This window comes from Microvirga sp. 2YAF29 (assembly GCF_052114605.1).
Classification (GTDB): domain Bacteria; phylum Pseudomonadota; class Alphaproteobacteria; order Rhizobiales; family Beijerinckiaceae; genus Microvirga.
Window position 1 is genome coordinate 129898 of the sequence record NZ_JBFRFB010000004.1, and the last position, 16767, is coordinate 146664.

Sequence of the window (16767 nt, forward strand, 5' to 3'; positions counted from 1 at the left end):
GCTTACTCCGCCGCCTGCTCACGCAACTCGCGCGGGAGAGGAAAGAACACGCTCTCATCCGCCGTGGACACGCTCTCCACCGAGACCTCGTAGCGCTCGGCGAAGGCGTCGATGATCTCCTCCACCAGGATCTCGGGCGCCGAAGCGCCGGCGGTGATGCCGAGGCGGCGGACATTTCCGAACAGGGACCAGTCGATGTCGTCCGCCCGCAGGATGAGGCGGACCAGCGGGCAGCCTTCCCGCTCGGCGACTTCGCGCAGGCGCTGGGAGTTGGACGAATTGGGAGAGCCCACCACGATCATCGCATCGACCATGGGAGCCACGCGCTTCACCGCGCCCTGACGGTTGGTGGTCGCGTAGCAGATGTCTTCCTTGTGAGGCCCGACGATGCTCGGGAAGCGTGCCTTCAAAGCATCGACCATGCCTTGAGTATCGTCCACCGACAGGGTGGTCTGCGTGACGAAGGCAAGATTGTCGGGCTCGGCAGGCTGGAGCCTGGCGATATCGTCCACCGTCTCGACCAGGGTCACGACACCCTCGGGCAGCTGCCCCATGGTGCCGATGACCTCCGGGTGGCCGACATGGCCGATGAGAATGATATGGCGGCCGCGCTTGTGGTGCACCTGCGCCTCCCGGTGGACCTTGGTCACCAGGGGGCATGTGGCGTCGATGGCGAAGAAATTGCGGGCTTCCGCCGCCTCGGGAACCGACTTCGGCACCCCATGGGCGGAAAAGATCACCGGGGCGTCCGTATCGGGGATCTCATCGAGTTCCCGCACGAAGACGGCGCCTTTCCGCTTCAGGTCCTCCACCACGTATTTGTTATGGACGATCTCGTGGCGCACATAGACCGGCGCCCCATGGATCGCGAGCGCCTTCTCCACCGCGTCGATGGCGCGAACGACGCCCGCGCAGAAGCCGCGCGGGGCACAGAGAAGGATATCGAGGGGTGGCTTCGTCATGATGGGGCGATGTGGCGAGAGGAAGCCCCTCCTGTCAAGCGCTAGAGCATTTTTCGGTGAAGTGGTTCCGGTTCCGAATGTCACACAATGACTATTTCTGCCCGGCGTTCCCTTAAGGGGGCTCGCCCTGACACCCAAGACCTCATAGAAAGGATGTTCGCCCCACCCGATTTGCAGACTCTCGATGGCATCCGCAGCTTCCCACGTCAGCTTTCTTCCCCCTGTCCTGACCTTCTGCGGGGCGGCCGTTATCGCCGTGCCCGTGTTTCGTCTCCTCGGCCTGAGCGCGGTGCTCGGCTATCTGGCCGCGGGCGTCGTCATCGGCCCCTCCGTGCTCGGTCTCGTCGGCGATCCGGAGACCATCGCGACGGTGGCGGAACTGGGCGTAGTGCTTCTGCTCTTCGTCATCGGGCTCGAACTCAAGATATCGCATCTCTGGTCGATGAAGCGCGACATCTTCGGGTTGGGCTTCGCGCAGCTTGCGCTCACGGCCCTCTGCCTCGGTGCCGCGGCGGTTGCAATGGGCTTCTCCATGAATGCGGCCTTCGTGACAGGCATCGCGGTCGCGCTTTCGGCGACGGCCATCGCGCTTCAGATGCTCGGAGAGCGCAACGACCTGCAGACCGGCTATGGGCAGCGCTCCTTCGCGATCCTCCTGTTCCAGGATCTGTCGGTCGTTCCTGTCCTCGCCATCCTGCCTCTCCTCGCCACTGGCGCCGCAGTGGAACATGAAACCCTTTTCGACCGCCTGATCACCGTGGCGGAGACCTTGGGCGCCATCGGCCTCGTGATCGTGATCGGCCGTTACGGACTGAACCCTTTCTTCCGCATCCTCGCCAGAACGGGGGCGCGCGAGGTCATGACGGCGTCCGCGCTTCTCGTCGTGCTCGGCGCGGCCCTTCTCATGGAGGAAGTCGGCCTGTCCATGGCCATGGGCGCCTTCCTCGCCGGATTGCTGCTCGCCGAGTCGAATTTCCGCCATCAGCTGGAAGCGGATATCGAGCCCTTCCGGGGCATGCTGCTCGGTCTGTTCTTCATGAGCGTGGGCATGTCCATCGATCTCGCCCTCGTGCAGCAGCAATGGATGATGCTTGCCATTGCCGCCCCCACCGTGATCGTCCTCAAGACGGTATTGATCACCGTGCTCTCGCGGATCTTCGGTTCTTCATGGCGTGACGGCCTGCGCTCCGGCGCCCTGTTGTGCACGGCGGGTGAATTCGCCTTCGTGCTTCTGCCCGTCGCAACCGGCTTAGGGCTCATGGCGGCGAGCGAAGCGCAGCCCGTGACCGCGCTTGCCGCCATCACGATGCTGCTCGGACCCATGCTTTCGACACTGATCGAGAAAGCCCTTCAGTCGCGCCCCGAAAAGGCAGCGGCGCCGGATTATGATGAACTGCCAAACCATGAAGGCGAAGGATCGAGCCGCGTGCTGGTCATCGGTTTCGGGCGCTTCGGACAGATCGTCAATCAGGTTCTGCTGGCGCAGAACATCAACGCCACCGTCATCGACACGGATGTCGAGCGCGTTCGCGACGCGGCCCGCTTCGGCCTCAAGGTCTATTACGGCGACGGAACGCGTCTCGACGTGCTGCGCGCGGCAGGCGCCGAGAAGGCCGAGATGATCTGCGTGTGTACGAATGATCCCGAGACGACCGTGCGGATCACCGAGATCATTCATGGGAATTTCAGGCATGCCCGAAGCTTCGTGCGCGCCTATGACCGCATTCAAGCGGTTCGTCTGATGAATCTCGACGTGGATTACCAGCTGCGCGAGTCCTTCGAATCCGCCATCGTGTTCGGACGGGCCGCTCTGGAGGAACTCGGCTCGGACCCGGACAGTGCGGCCGCCGCCGCGCAGGATGTACGCAAGCGCGATATCGCCCGCCTCGTGCTCCAGAAGGAAATCGGCACCATGGGCGGCGCGGAGCTCGTGGTCGGTGCGAAGATCACACCCGAGCCCCTCACCTCACCCACCAGCCGCGCCAAGGCGCTCAGTCCTGAGACGCGCGACATACTCGGCGAAGAGGTGCTTTGATGGACGCCAGATCGTCCGAAACCGTGGCGCCCGTCTCAGGCGTGGAGACACCGGTTTTCGTCACCGGCTCAACCATGCGCCACGTTCTCGTGATGACGGGAACGGGCGCTGCGGGCCTCATCGCGATCTTCATCGTCGATCTGGTTTCGCTGCTCTACATCTCCTGGCTTCACGATCCGAGCCTGACCGCCGGCGTCGGCTTTGCCACGGTCGTCATGTTCTTCTCGGTCTCGATCAATGTCGGCCTGATGATCCCCATCGGCGCGCTCGTGTCGCGCGCATTGGGCGCACGCCACTATGACGATGCCCGGCGGCTCGCGACCTCGGGCAGCATCCTGATGGCGGCGGTTGCCGCAGCCATCAGCGTCATCGCCATACCGCTGCTGCCTGCGATCCTCGGAGCCATGGGTGCACGCGGGCAGGCATATGAGGTTGCCGTGCATTTCCTCTGGATCACCTTGCCGACCAACGCGCTGATGGCGTTCGGCATGGCTTTTTCCACCGTGCTGCGGGCCGCAGGCGACGCCAAGCGCAGCATGTATGCCACGCTCTCCATCGCGGTTGTCACGGTTTTCCTCGACCCGATCCTGATCTTCGGTCTCGGCCTCAATGCCAACGGCGCGGCGATCACCATCAACATCGCCCGCCTCGCCTACCTCTATGTCGGCTATCGCTTCCTCATCGGCTCGCACCGCCTCCTCATGCGCCCGACCCTGTCATCCGTCATCGGTGACGCGCGGCCCTTCTTCACCATCGCGATTCCCGCCATCCTGACGAATATCGCAGCACCGGTTTCGAACGGATTCTTCACCGGCATCCTCTCGAAGTTCGGCGATGAGGTGATCGCGGCCTCGGCCATCATCGACCGCGTGACGCCTGTGGCCTTCGCCGGTCTCTTCGCACTGGCAGGCGCCATTGGTCCCGTTCTCGGGCAGAACTGGGGAGCGTATCGTTATGACCGCATGAGGCAGACGCTCAAGGATGCGCTGATCTTCATCGTCATCTACGTCTTCGCGATGTGGCTGCTGCTGGTCCTGCTCCAGGTGCCGATCGTCATCGCGTTCAATGCGCCACCGACGACCGCCGAACTCGTGCGCTTTTTCTGCCAGCTCAGCGGCTTCATCTGGTTCTTTATCGGCCTCGTCCTGACGGCCAACGCCTCGTTCAACAATCTCGGCTATCCGCTTCTGTCTACCTTCTTCAATTGGGGGCGCGCCACGCTCGGCATGATCCCCTTCGCCTATTACGGCGCCCATGTCGGCGGCCCGAAAGGCGCCCTCATCGGCATCGGCGCGGGCTCCATCGTTTTCGGCATCGCCGCCATCATCACTGCGTTCTGGACAATCCGCCGTCTGGAGAGGCAAGCTGCTCCTGCTCCGTGAGCCGGGGCGACGATGCTCTCATTGAAGCAGGAAGCATCGGATCGACCCCAAAAGTGAAAGTCCACTTTTGCGTCCGATGCCATAGAGGAGTCTGCCATGCTCAACTGGTTCGATCTGATCCGCCAAGCTCAAGGAAATGCAGGTTTCGATGCTCTTGCCCGGCAGTTTCATCTCTCGGGAGATCAGCAGCAGAAGGCGATGGCCGCTTTCATGCCGGCCTTCATGATGGGCCTTCAGCACGCCATGACATCCCCCAATGCCGGCCCGTTTATCCAGTCCCTGATGAGCGGGGGCTACCAGACCTTCTGGCAGGCGCCCGGACCCTCCTTCTTTCCGCAAGCGCAGAAAGAAGGGCATGTTCTTCTCGACCAGCTCTTCGGCTCCGACGATGCCAGCCGCCGCGTGGCGCATCAGGCAGCGGATTACGCCGGGATCGGCGTCGAAACGATGCAGCAGATCCTGCCCCTTCTTGCCGGTATCTTCGCCGGCGGTGTAGCGCAATGGATGGCGGCGCATGCGCAAATGACGCAAAACTTCTCGCCTCCAGAGGAAGCGAAGGCGCAACTTTCATCCGGCAATCCATGGGCCGAGCTTTGGGAAGGGTGGATGAAAGCCACCACTGAGCAGAAGCCGCCCGCCAATCCGTTCCAAGACATGATGACGGTCTTTCTCCAGATGGCCCCCACTCAGAAGCAGCCGGAGCCGCCTCCGCAGCAATCCGCTCCATGGCAGGACATGATGGAAAAGGGACACGAGATGCAGTTGCAGTATTTCACGTCCCTTCAATCCATTCTGGAGGATGCCTGGAAGGCCGATCCGAAGAAGTCCTAGAGCATCGGATTGATCCAGAAAGTGCAAATCCACTTTTTGGACCGATGCGTTAGGCAGCCTTCTTCACGAACGAAACGGCGGGCCGGATCTTCCGCGCGGACTCAACCGCCCGCTCCGTTCGCGCCCGCTGGTCGGCGCGTCGAACCAACACCCATGACGGGCTGAGGTGCATCGGTTCCTCAAGAGCGCTTCTCACATCACCACGGGTGAGCCCGATATCCGCCAGCATCCTGTCGTCGAACTCGGCGAGATTCATAATCTCCCGACGATCCCTGAAAGCTTTGACGATGGAGATGAGCACTCGCGCGAACTGACCCAGGATCAGGGTTCCGGGGAGGGGCTTAACGGTTGCTGCGGACCGGGTCATGTCAGGTCTCCTTATCGCCTGTCGGTGCTGCTCGGTTGCCGATCCATGGACTGCCGGAAAACTCTCCGTGAGCCATCCGAGAAGCACCAAAGATCTGTCAGAGATCTTTCAAAGAAATATCAGCGGCGCCAAAGAAGCACGCCACAGGAAACTCATGATAAGTCTTTGATTTTAAATACTAAATTTTTTTCTGTTGGAATATGTAGCACGAATCATTTCATCACTTGAAGCGATTGTTTGAGATATGTATCATCATGAATATTGATGATGGAACCTAGGCTATGCACCTGCTTGATATCGACCAGCTTCGGACCTTCGTGGCGATTGCGGATACGGGGTCGTTCACCCGTGCGGCGGAGATCGTGCATAAGACGCAGAGCGCCGTGTCCATGCAGATGAAGCGGCTGGAGGACCGGGTCGGCAAGGCGATCTTCGAGCGCGACGGGCGCCTGTCGAAGCTCACCGACGAGGGCGAGCGCCTTCTGGATTACGCCCGCCGGATCGTGCGGCTGAACACGGAATGCATGGCCTCCTTCAACGAGCATGAGCTCACCGGGCGCGTGCGCTTAGGGCTCCCCGACGATTACGCCGACCGCTACCTGCCGGAGATCCTGGCCCGCTTCTCGCGCTCGAACCCGAAGGCCGAGGTGACGGTGATGTGCGAGCCGACGCATAACCTGATCGAGCGCGTGCAGCACGGCGATCTGGATCTCGCGATCATCACTCATGTCGACCGGCGCGGCCCATCCGAGATCGTGCGCATCGAGCAGCTGCTCTGGGTGACCTCGGCGCGCCATGGCGTGCACGAGGAGGACCCGATTCCCCTGGCGCTCGGTCGCCCGAACTGCGACTGGCGCCACTCCGCCACCGAGGCGCTGGAGAGCGCGAGCCGCGCCTTCCGCGTCGCTTATGTGAGCTGGCATTCCACGGCTGTCGGCGCTGCGGTGATGGCGGGCCTCGCGGTCTCCGTTTTGCCGGAAAGCGCCGTGCGCCCCGGCATGCGGATCCTCGGCCCCTCCGACGGCTTCCCCGCCCTGCCCTCGTGCAAGATCGGCCTGATCCGCTCCCGCGGCGAGGAGAATCCGCTGGCGGATGCCTTGGGCTTTCACATCAAGCAGTCGCTGGACAATCTCGGCTCGACCCGCACGATGCCGGCCGCCGCCGAATAACACCTATTTCGCGGCGGGCTTGCGCAGAACCAGCACGTTGCCGACAAGCGCCAGCGCGACGCCGAGACCTGCGAGCAGCGTCCACTGATAGCCCTCGACCAGGGTCGAGACCGTCAGCGCCACGATGGGAAACAGCACCGTCGCGTAGCCCGCCCGCGCGGCCCCGAGACGCCGCAGCAGCGTGAGATAGGCCATGAAGGCCAAAACCGATGCGCCGACCGCGAGATAAACGAGCGAGCCCACATATTTCAGCGTCGGCTCGATGGTGAAGGCGTTCTCGCGAAACAGGTTGATGGCGACCAGCACCACGCAGCCATAGGTCATGCCCCAGGCGGTGGCCGACAACAGCGGCACGCCGCGCTTCTGGACGACGGTCGAGATCATGTTGCCCGAGCAGAAGAACAGGGTGCCCATCACGCAGAGCCCAAGGCCCTTCAGCGCATCGGCATTGAAGCCCGCGCCCGTGATTTCCGGCCAGAACAAAAGCCCGATTCCCAAAACGCCGATGAGCCCGCCGAGCGCCACGCGCGGCTCCACCTTCTGCCGGAAGACGATGAACCCGAGGCCTAAATTGAACACGGAGGCGAGCGAGAACACCACCGAGAGCAGGCCCGAGGGCACGCTCAAGCCGCCGTAATAGAACGAGATGAAGTTGAACGAGAACAGGCAGCACCCCACCGCCATGAAGCGCAGGTGATCGGCAAGCCCGAAACGCACCCGGTGCCCCGAGGCCAGAACCCAGCCCCACATCAGAAGCGCCGCCAGCGCGAAGCGCCACAGCACCGACATTTCCGGCGCCACGACCCCGAGCTGCGCACGGATGCCGATCCAGCTCACGCCCCACAGGAACACGGTGGCGACATAAAGCCCGAGCGTGCTCGTATCGAGCCGCTTCGTATCGGACGCAGGCATGGCGGCACTGGCGGGAGAGCTGGCGTGGCTCATGGCATTCCCTCAAATCTTCTTCGCATCACCGTTACGCCCAGCGGATCATCAGCACAAATGATGAATTGTCATCGATTGCCGCCGCAACGGTGATGAAACGTTCCAAGCCAGCACTCTGAAATTGCGCTTAAATAATTGAATAACAATAAGAAAATCTGTTACAGCGCCCTGAATCAGCTACAGGCCGGAGAGCATCATTCCCTAACGGAAGAAGAGATAGGCCACCCCGATCCACCCGCAAATCCCATAGCCCCATCAGGCCATCCGGCCCTCCCCTGGGGTCCAATTCCGGCAACAGCAGAACCCGGCGACGGCTCGGCCCCGATCCGCCCCGCACTCCCCGGAGCATATGAAGCCGATCGCGCACGATCTTCCCATGCCCCGACATCCTCCAGTGAACACGAACAGCTCCGCAAGCACCCCCTCTCCCATGTGGGAGAGGGGCAGGGGTGAGGGAATGCCGTCTCCGGAAACGGCACTCCCTCACTCGCCGCCCCGACGCGCGTCAATCTCTCCCGCACGCGAGAGGTTGGGACAGCGCCCGACCTCGATAGCTTTCACCCGTTCATCCCACACCCACCCCGCCCCCTCCGTAAAAGGGAGGCAAACCCGCCTGCCTTGCCCTGCCCCAAGCCTTCCTGCCCTGCGCGAATCCAACTCTCCTCAACCTTGACTATTCTCCCATACTCGCTACTTTGTTCATGTTTTGTTCTAATATTGATTGTCGCCATGCCCCGCACCAAAAACCGCCCCGCCGAACCCCGAAGCGCCCGCAGCCGCTCGCTCCGCGAAAAGCTCTCCCCTGACTGCATCGCGCAGATGCGCGATCTGGTGGAAGGCGGCACCCGCTCCTATGCGCGCATCGGCGAGGAGCTGGGCGTCTCGGCCGCCACCGTTTCGCGCTACGCCACCGAGAACAACTGGCGTCGCCCGCCCGGCGCGCCCCTGCCCGCCCGCATCGGCGACCAGCGCGAGCGCGTGACTCAGAAGCTCTGGGCCCTCACCGAGCGCACCGCCGAAGCCCTCGAATCTCAACCCATTGAACTCGCCCAGCGCGGCCTGCAGCCGCTCGCCCGCCTGACCCGCACCCTCACCGACATGGATAAGCTCGCCGCCCGCCAGGCGGCCCAAGCCGCCCGGGATCGTTCTGCTACTGGCAACACCGCTGACCCCGAATACGTATATGCCAACGAGCCACCCGCCCGCTCCCTCAACGAGCTGCGCGACGTTCTCGCCGCCCATCTGCAGCGCATCCAGGAAGAGGAAGGCTACGGCTGGGAGGTGCAGGAATGGTGGTTTGAAAGCGGCGGGGGGATTTGAGGATGGCGCAAGAAAGTACTCAGTAAGGCCTGTTCTTTATTTGTTCACGCAAAAAAGGTACTATTTTCAACTCTAGAGTTTTCTTGGTTTAATTTCCCACAACGAGCGATTTAAACACGCATTGAAGTAGGGGCTAAATTGAAACTAGAGAACCTTACGGTCGGGCGCATAGTTATGCACGAAATCTTCAAGCGCGGTGAAGACCGAAAACCAGTTGCACCAATATATGCAACAGAGCTTGAGGTGCTGCCGCAGAGGGCACATGCCCAATTTCATTTACGGATTATGGATGCACTTTCCGCTCAATCGAAAAGTATGACGATGCGAATATTGAATGCTGATGACAGCAGCATGGTGGCATTAGCCGAATCAATGGTCAGAGCTACAGACGACGAGTACCTACAAAAATCACGTGGCGTCCCAGATAAGCTAATTAGTGCTCAGATGGCACGCGGGGTTCCTGGGGGCGTCGTAATCGTTTTTGATGGAACTATCGGCACGCCTGAGTGCCGCTTCGTGGGCACCATCAAAGCTGAAACTCAATCAGGGTTTCGGCGAAATCGCGGCATAAAATCTACGATAACAGAATTCTTAGATGACATCTTTCTAACGCCAGCACAGCGGCTTTACAAAATTGGTTTCTTGATTGAAACCAACCCGAAAGCATCTAGGGCAGATGCATGGTCCGCTCTCGTTTTCGATAGCAACATTACGACCAGCCATCGAGAAAGTGCGGCTCAGTACTTCTATGAAAATTTCCTAGGATGCACTTTTCCCGAAAACGGACCCTACGAAACGTCACGTTTCTATGACCTCACTAAAGATTTTATGCGCAAGGCGAATCTAACGCCAGAGGTCAGACGAGATTTGGGAGATGCGCTCTACACTTTCATAAAAACAGAACAAGCACCAACATTTACATCACAGGAATTCTCCGAAAAGTACCTGCCCGTTGAGCTCAGAGATCCCTATTTCAGATTCCTCGAAACTAAGCAATTTCCTACACGAGCAGTAATTCGAGACATTTCGAGTATGGGGAACCGTCTTCGGAGACGCAAATTCCGCTTTGGAAATGAAATTGAATTTTCGGCTTCTTCGGAAGCTCTATTAAATGAAGAAGTCATAATAGATACAGGGCCTGCATTTAAATTTGGTGGAGATGGAAGCGAGGTATGGACGCAAATAACAGTTCGCCGTCCTATGACTGATCAATCATGACACATGACGAGCAGAAATTCCTTAGTCGTTGGAGAAACGAGCAACCCATTTATCAAGCATGGGGTAACTTTGTCGCCGAGCAACTTTCGGAAGCAATCAAAGGAAAAGTTATGCCAACACAGTTGGAACTCTTCCTTCGAATGCCTGTCATACCACGATTAAAAACTGAAGATTCTCTAATTCAGAAAGCCTTCTATCGTCTGAAGAACTATACTGATCCTTATGCAGGTATCGAAGATAAAGTCGGCCTTCGTTTTGTTGTCCTTCTCTCCGAGGATATAAAAACGATTGAAGACGCCATTTTGCATAATCCTCAGTTTTGGAGCGCGCAAAAGGCTAGAGATTTTCAAGAGGAGCGAGCAGAAAGGCCTTTCGTTTTTGACTATCAATCAGTCCACTACATTACCTACTCAAAATTGGGTAATCGCTATGGTGAAACCGCGATACCAGAAGGAATTCCTTGCGAAATCCAAATTAGAACACTGATGCAACACGCATACAGTGAGCTCACACATGATACAATTTATAAGCCGACGGTAGCCGCCACCCCCGAAATGAAACGTGCCGTCGCGAAGAGCATGGCACTCATTGAGGCAACAGATGATTATTTTTCCCAAGTCGCGAACGTCTTGAGCAAAGCGACGGCTTCATACCGTAAGATTGCAGCTGTCGTAGCGGAACAACATGAGGCAATTACTGGCCTATCTTCCAGTCTGAGTCCGCTCAACTCTCTTTTAATTGACCACTATAAGGATATAGCACCTGAGAATTTCATCAGTGATCTGCAGCCTTTTCTCGATAACAAGCAGTTCATATCCAATCGTGTAAAAGTCCGATCTATGGAATCGACTCTTTACCGAGTGCCCGCAATTCTATTGGTCTATTTTTGTGTAGCACATTCGCCAGCCATGGCTAAGCACAACAGTCCATTATCAGATGATGAGCTTGAAATTATTTATGCGGACCTTGGGATGGGTCTGAACTAAATCGCCTAAGTTAGATTATATGAGAATGTCTATTAGGATCGTGGGTACATAACAGAGGCCAAACTCATAGCAGTGTCACTATCCCACATCCCGCAATCACCCCTAATCCCACAACGGCAAACACCGCATCCCTTTCCTTAAAACGCGGCGCATTCAGAATCGTGCGCGGCCCATCCGGTGAAAGTCCCCTCGCCTCCATGGCCATGGCGGTGCGGCCGGCGCGGCGGATGGCGTAGGCGAGGAGTGGGATGACGAGGCTGGCGGCCTCCATCGGGCGGGGAATGCGGCGCGGGATACGCCCTGCTTTCATGGCGCGGGCGAAGCGCATCTGCTGGGCTTCTGCCGCGAGATCGGGCACGAGCTGCATGGCGGCGAACAGGGAATAGCCGATGCGCGGCGGCAGCTTTAAGTGCAGCATGAGGCTGCGCACGAAGGCGCCGGGATCGGTGGTGAGCGCGAAGAAGGCCGAGATCATGCCGCAGGCGAGCGCGCGGGAGAAAAGCACGATTCCTGCCGAGAGACCTTGCCTGTGCCACAACGCCTCGCCCGCTATCCGCACGGCGAAATCGCTCTCCTGCCGGAACAGGATGCTCGTGGTGAGAAAGCCGAAGCCGAACAGCGCGAACGGCACCGTCAGCGCCAGCAGCGTGAGAAGCGGCGTGCGGTTGATGACGAGCAGCGCCAGGAACGCCGATGCGAAGAGCGCTGCTTGAAAGCGCGCATCGAACACGGTGATGGATGCCGTGAGCGCGACGACGCAGACGACGAGTTTCGAGAGCGGGTGAAGCGACTTCAGCATGATGAATTCCGCCGCAGCCAGCGCACGGCCTGCATATGCACGGGCTCTTTCAGCCCGGCGCGTTGCAGCAGGCTCGCGTCCTCTATCAGATGTTGCGTCGGCCCGTCGGCGAGAATGCCGCCCTCCCCCACCACGATGGAGCGCGGGCACAGGCGCATCGCGAAATCCATGTCGTGCGTGATGATGGCGATCGTGCGACCTTGCGCCTGCAGCATCTCGATGGTCCGGGTGAGCTTATCCGCTCCACGCGCATCGAGGCCCGCCAGCGGCTCGTCCAGCACCAGAAGCGGCCAGCGGTCCGACGCGGTGAGAGTGGCCAATGCCAGCCTCCGCTTCTGGCCCTGCGACAGCTCGAAAGGATGGCGGTTGCCGAATCCGTCGAGACCCCATGCGGCGAGAATTTCAGCGATGCGCGCGCGTCTCTCGGCCTCGGACCAATGCTTCGGAAAAATGGAGGCGATTTCCTCCGCGACGCTGCCTTCCGTGAACTGATTCTCCGGCCGCTGGAACGCATAGCCGCCGGGCTTCCCCTCGCGCCTGCCCGCCCTCAGGGGCAGCAGCCCCGCAAGGCACAGGCCCAGCGTGGATTTGCCCGCGCCATTCGCGCCCAGGATGCCGAGGACTTCGCCTTGGCGCATCGTCAGGTCCACGCCGCGCAGCACAATGGGGCCGAGGAACGGCGCGCATTCGGCGCCCGCGAGTTTCACCACCACCGGCGCCTGCGCGGAGGCTTGCGCGATACGAGGCGCGTAAGCCCCCACGAATGCCTCCACCACGGGGCGCGCCTTCGCGATAGTGTGCGGATCGAGATGATCCAGCGCTTCGGGAATGGAGAGCGGCGGTGTCGGTGAGGCAAGTCCCGCTGCGTATAAGTCTGCATCGAGCACGCTCGCGGCAGGCCGCCAGATGCCGTGGTTGGCGAGGTCATCCCGATGACGGCGGAACATCTCGCGCGGACAGCCCTGCGCGATGATGCTCCCGCTTCTGCCCAGCACGACCACGCGGTCGATGAACTCGATCAGGCCTTCGAGGCGATGATCGACGATGAGGATGCTTCTGTCGAACGCCTTATTGCTCAGCAAGGCATGCAGGCGATCCGCGGCTTCCGGCGCGAGATGGGCCGTGGGCTCGTCCGCGACAAAGAGCTCGGCATCCTGCACGAGCGTTGCCGCGAGTGCCACGAGCTGCTTCTCCCCGCCCGACAGCGTCGAGGAGCGACGCGCGCGCCACGCATCCGGCAGGCCGACGCGACGCATGGCCTGCGTGATCGTCTCAGTGATTTCAATGGGCGGCAGCGCGCGGCTTTCCAGCGCGAAGGCGATCTCGTCCTCCACGCGCATGCCGGTGAGTGTCTGGTCCGCATCCTGAAAATACTGCGCGACCTGCGCCGCCCAGTGCCACGGTTTCCGCGTGCTCACATCCTCGCCGAAGAGCGTAACCTCGCCGCACACCTCCGCTGGGATGCTGGCCGGAATGAGCCCGGTCAGCGTCAGCAGCAGCGTGGACTTGCCGGAGCCGGACGGCCCGAGGAGCAGCACGCGCTCGCCGCGCCCGATCGACAGATCAACGGGACCGACCGCGCTGTCCTTCGCGAAGGGATAGCGGACTTCCACTCCCCTCCAGAGCGCGATGCCCTCAGGCCGCTGCGGCTCGTTTGTCATGATCGATCGCCAGTCCGGACAAAGCACCGGTCTTATAAAGCGCCTGCACGATTATATGCCCGAGCCAGCCGCCGAGCACGGCTCCGCTCACGCAGCGCAGCACGAACATCGCGATGAGCAGGCCCGGCTGCAACGCGCCGTAATCGAAGCGGATCCAGGTATAGGCGAAGGAGAAGATGGCCGCGCCCACGCCCGCCGCCATCATCACCGGCAGCGAATAATTGCGCCAGCGCGTCGCGGCGAATGCCAGTTCCGCGCCCGCGCCCTGAACCGCACCCGTGACCAGCAACAGCAAGCCCGCAGGACTGCCTAGCAGGATCTGCACGCCGGCGGTCAACACCTCCACCGCGAAAGCCGCGCCGGGCTTGCGGATGATGGCGGCGGCGACCATCGATGTGATGAACCAGAAGCCCATCACCACATCCATGGTGACAGGCCCGAAAATCGCCTGCGCGATGAGCCAGACTTGCACCCAGCCGAGATAAAGCACGGCGAAGACCGCGCCAAGAACAGCGACGATGAGGGTTTCCCTCAATGTCCAGACACGCCCATGGGACATGGTTGGCCTCTTTCGATAATGAAGTGGATGGTCGTCAGATTTTGCTTGGGCTGTTCGCCGAGACCTTGAGGTCGAGCGCCACATGGCCCTGCGGTGCACCGAAGCGTAGGAAGGCTTCGCTCAATGTCGCGAAGACAGGGCCTGCATCGCCACGCAGCTTGGTGCAGAAATTCTTCGACCTGTCGAAGACGCCCGAGTTCTTCAAAAACTCGATGCAGCCGTAGATCTCATCCATGTGATGCCCGTTTCCGAGCGGATAGAGCGAGAACTGCGCCGCAACGCTCAAGCCCAGACGCGGTGCGGATTCGACGGCCGCGAGCGCTGCAGCGATGCGCTCCGGCAACGGCTTGTCGAAAGCGGAGCCTTCGATCGGCGTGCAGATCGGATCGTCCGGCTCGCCGGGGCATCCGCGCGATACGGTGGCGGCGAGAACGCAATGCGTGCCGCCGTTCGCCGCAGCAGCGAAGAGATCGCGCATGGCTGGAAACAGCTGATCGGGCGGGCCGACGAGCAAAGTCGACATGTCGTCCGTCTCGATGCGAAAGTTCGCTCGATAAGGCTCAAGTGCACCGATGGCTTTGAGAATGATGCCGACGAAATTGTCGGACATGGGATAAAGGGAGACCTGTGCTCCTGAAAACATGCCGCCTCGCTCCGCTGGTATTATCCAGATCAGCTGAAGGGTCCGACGGCTTCGCGCCATCATCTCAGCCCCGGCGATACGGAGCACCCCTGTGGAATGAGCAATGCTTAGCATCATCCGCCGGCGCTGCGCAATGGGTTAGTTGCGGCATCAATGCGGCTCGATACGAACCTCCCGTCGTCACCGGCACAAGGCTGGCGATGACGGGAGAGAGCATCGAGCCTCACGGAAAGCCCTGCCAGTAATCCTGCATCTCACGCTCGCGCCGCCTGTCGAGCCAACTGCGATGCTCCGTTTCGAAAACAGGCGCGGCGCGCAACTGATCTTCTGTGATGCCGGTGCGATAGCCTTCCAGTTCCCTGTCATAAGTCAGCATGCCCCACGGGATCGTGTGGTGGCGAACGCCCATGCCGAGGAAGCCGCCGAAGGTCACGTCCACATAGAGCACACGCCCGCTCACCTTCTCGATGATGAGCCGCTTGATCGTGCCGATCTGATTGTTGTTGCTGTCATAGACCGCCGTTCCCTCCACGCGGTGGCTTTCGATCACGGGCCTGGGGGCCGCCTCCTTGAGCGGGCCGTCGAGATAATAGCCGTTCTCGATGATGCCGGCTGCAACGACCGCGCGGCTGACATCGAGCGTCCATTCCTCGTCCGGTTCGATCTGCTGCGCCAGCACCCAGGGGCCATACTCGGCGGGAAGAATATTCTCGCGCGGCTCATCCGCGAAACCGCGCAGCCCGGGCGTCGCGCCGGATTGGAAGACATAATAGGTTCGCATGCAGGCCTCCCTTCAAAAGGACGCCCCGCCTCCATTTCCTCACAAGTCTCACCAATGCGCAAGGGTGGACTTTGCCCTCTCTCGCGGCGCCACTAGACCGCTCTCACCCTCCCTGGCGCACCCATCGCGCATTCGAGCGAGGCGCGGTCCCAGCCGGCGGAATCGGCGGCGGCGGCATAGGTGCGGTTGAGGAAATAGAGCAGAAGAGCATCTGGGTCCTGCGCCTTGCGCACCGCTTCATAGGGCAGGATGAACTCGCCAAGCGCCGTGTCGAAGCTTGCGCCCTGTGTGGCAGCGGCATCGCGAAAGCCCGGCGGTTCGGGATAGGCGTATGAATAGAAGGCCGCGTGTGGATAGGCATCGCTGCCGGGCCAGAAGCCGGCGCTGCTGACTTCGTGGGAATAGGCCTCCCTCGTCACGTCGTCTGGCAGGCCCGGCACTCCGCCGGGATGCAACGGCGCCGTGCGGCCAGAGAAGCGCGTGACCGCGAGATCGAAGCTGCCCCAGAAGAAATGAACCGGCGAGACCTTGCCGAGAAAGCCGCTGCGGAACAGCTTGAACACGCGATCCACCTGCACCAGCGCCCGCCAGAAACGATGCGCGGCATCCGCGTCGTAAGATGCGTGCACGTCATCTTCGGAGAAGCGGATAGGGTCCGCCACTTCGTTCGGGTTGTCGTTGATGGCAACAGTGACGCCGAGTTCACGCAGGAGTCGGAGCGTCTCGCGATAGAAATCGGCGACGCTGCGCGGCGTGAGATCGAGAAAACGCTCCTCGCCACGGCTGGTGCGCATAGCTAAACGATGCGCGATGAAATCGAACTCGATTTCCAGAACCTCGTGGCCGATGGGGATGGGCGATGTAGTCAGGCCCCGCGCGCTGACATAGAGCGGCACCTGCCAGCCATGATTGAGCCAAGGCGACAGGGCAAGGCGGATCTTGCCGACGACCTGCGTCCAGAGTTGCAGGGTCAGCGCGGTCTCGCGCCATGGGCGATAAGGGAGATCAGGCCAGAGGTCATCGGTTCGCATCGAGAGGCTTCTCCTGCGGCGGTCCCCATCATGCCGGACTTCGCCGCCGTGATCCATGCCTTCGTTTCCCTCCAGGCC

Annotated in this window: 16 protein-coding genes and 1 riboswitch; of the genes, 7 read left to right on the forward strand and 9 right to left on the reverse strand. The window is 60.7% G+C overall.

The features are described 5' to 3' along the window. Positions 1-2 precede the first annotated feature (2 nt). On the reverse strand, positions 3-962 hold the full coding sequence (gene ispH / locus AB4Y85_RS06955; protein WP_441984146.1) for a 4-hydroxy-3-methylbut-2-enyl diphosphate reductase: 960 nt from the start codon (positions 960-962) through the stop codon (positions 3-5). Between the two features lie 184 nt (positions 963-1146). Here ispH and AB4Y85_RS06960 point away from each other — a divergent pair, with 184 nt between their 5' ends. The 3 genes from AB4Y85_RS06960 (at position 1147) to AB4Y85_RS06970 (ending at position 5210) form a co-directional block, all read left to right on the forward strand. Further along, a complete protein-coding gene (locus AB4Y85_RS06960; protein ID WP_441984147.1) occupies positions 1147-2997 on the forward strand; it encodes a monovalent cation:proton antiporter-2 (CPA2) family protein in 1851 nt (616 codons plus the stop codon). Continuing rightward, the gene (locus AB4Y85_RS06965; RefSeq protein WP_441984148.1) at positions 2997-4379 is read left to right on the forward strand and encodes an MATE family efflux transporter; all 1383 of its coding nucleotides are present in this window, start codon (positions 2997-2999) and stop codon (positions 4377-4379) included. Before AB4Y85_RS06960 ends, AB4Y85_RS06965 begins: the two co-directional genes overlap by 1 nt. A gap of 96 nt (positions 4380-4475) precedes the next feature. Continuing rightward, positions 4476-5210, forward strand: a complete 735-nt coding sequence (locus tag AB4Y85_RS06970; RefSeq protein WP_441984149.1) for a DUF937 domain-containing protein — start codon at positions 4476-4478, stop codon at positions 5208-5210. A 49-nt stretch (positions 5211-5259) separates the two neighbouring features. Here AB4Y85_RS06970 and AB4Y85_RS06975 read toward each other — a convergent pair whose 3' ends face one another. Then, entirely contained in the window at positions 5260-5577 is a 318-nt protein-coding gene (locus tag AB4Y85_RS06975; protein ID WP_441984150.1) for a DUF1127 domain-containing protein, read from the reverse strand. 281 nt (positions 5578-5858) lie between these two features. Between AB4Y85_RS06975 and AB4Y85_RS06980 the strand changes: the two genes are divergently transcribed. Then, the gene (locus tag AB4Y85_RS06980) at positions 5859-6746 is read left to right on the forward strand and encodes a LysR substrate-binding domain-containing protein (RefSeq protein WP_441984151.1); all 888 of its coding nucleotides are present in this window, start codon (positions 5859-5861) and stop codon (positions 6744-6746) included. A gap of 3 nt (positions 6747-6749) precedes the next feature. Here the strand turns inward: AB4Y85_RS06980 and AB4Y85_RS06985 are convergent, their stop codons facing one another. Further along, entirely contained in the window at positions 6750-7691 is a 942-nt protein-coding gene (locus AB4Y85_RS06985; protein ID WP_441984152.1) for a DMT family transporter, read from the reverse strand. Positions 7692-8420: 729 nt separating this feature from the next. Here AB4Y85_RS06985 and AB4Y85_RS06990 point away from each other — a divergent pair. The 3 genes from AB4Y85_RS06990 to AB4Y85_RS07000 all read left to right on the forward strand — a co-directional run bounded on the left by AB4Y85_RS06990 (position 8421) and on the right by AB4Y85_RS07000 (position 11215). Then, positions 8421-9011, forward strand: coding sequence for a hypothetical protein (locus AB4Y85_RS06990; RefSeq protein ID WP_441984153.1), 591 nt, complete (start codon positions 8421-8423; stop codon positions 9009-9011). 174 nt (positions 9012-9185) lie between these two features. After that, positions 9186-10229 (forward strand): nucleoid-associated protein, encoded by a 1044-nt coding sequence (locus AB4Y85_RS06995; protein WP_441984154.1) that lies wholly within the window; start codon positions 9186-9188, stop codon positions 10227-10229. Beyond that, positions 10226-11215: a GTP pyrophosphokinase gene (locus AB4Y85_RS07000; protein WP_441984155.1), complete on the forward strand. Its 990-nt coding sequence runs from the start codon at positions 10226-10228 to the stop codon at positions 11213-11215. Before AB4Y85_RS06995 ends, AB4Y85_RS07000 begins: the two co-directional genes overlap by 4 nt. 64 nt (positions 11216-11279) lie before the next feature. On the opposite strand, the gene AB4Y85_RS07005 is transcribed toward AB4Y85_RS07000, so the two are convergent. The 6 genes from AB4Y85_RS07005 to AB4Y85_RS07030 form a co-directional block, all read right to left on the reverse strand. Beyond that, on the reverse strand, positions 11280-12014 hold the full coding sequence (locus AB4Y85_RS07005) for an energy-coupling factor transporter transmembrane component T family protein (protein ID WP_441984156.1): 735 nt from the start codon (positions 12012-12014) through the stop codon (positions 11280-11282). Continuing rightward, positions 12008-13675, reverse strand: a complete 1668-nt coding sequence (locus tag AB4Y85_RS07010; protein ID WP_441984157.1) for an ABC transporter ATP-binding protein — start codon at positions 13673-13675, stop codon at positions 12008-12010. The genes AB4Y85_RS07005 and AB4Y85_RS07010 overlap by 7 nt, the downstream gene beginning before the upstream one ends. Next, on the reverse strand, positions 13650-14234 hold the full coding sequence (locus tag AB4Y85_RS07015; protein WP_441984158.1) for an ECF transporter S component: 585 nt from the start codon (positions 14232-14234) through the stop codon (positions 13650-13652). Before AB4Y85_RS07015 ends, AB4Y85_RS07010 begins: the two co-directional genes overlap by 26 nt. Positions 14235-14268: 34 nt before the next feature. After that, complete coding sequence (locus AB4Y85_RS07020; RefSeq protein WP_441984159.1) at positions 14269-14877, reverse strand: YkoF family thiamine/hydroxymethylpyrimidine-binding protein; 609 nt, start codon at positions 14875-14877, stop codon at positions 14269-14271. Further along, positions 14866-14978: riboswitch (TPP riboswitch) on the reverse strand. (Overlaps the previous gene by 12 nt.) Before the next feature lie 122 nt (positions 14979-15100). After that, entirely contained in the window at positions 15101-15658 is a 558-nt protein-coding gene (locus tag AB4Y85_RS07025) for a PRC-barrel domain-containing protein (protein ID WP_441984160.1), read from the reverse strand. A gap of 92 nt (positions 15659-15750) precedes the next feature. After that, complete coding sequence (locus tag AB4Y85_RS07030) at positions 15751-16689, reverse strand: DUF5996 family protein (protein WP_441984161.1); 939 nt, start codon at positions 16687-16689, stop codon at positions 15751-15753. Positions 16690-16767: the final 78 nt, after the last annotated feature.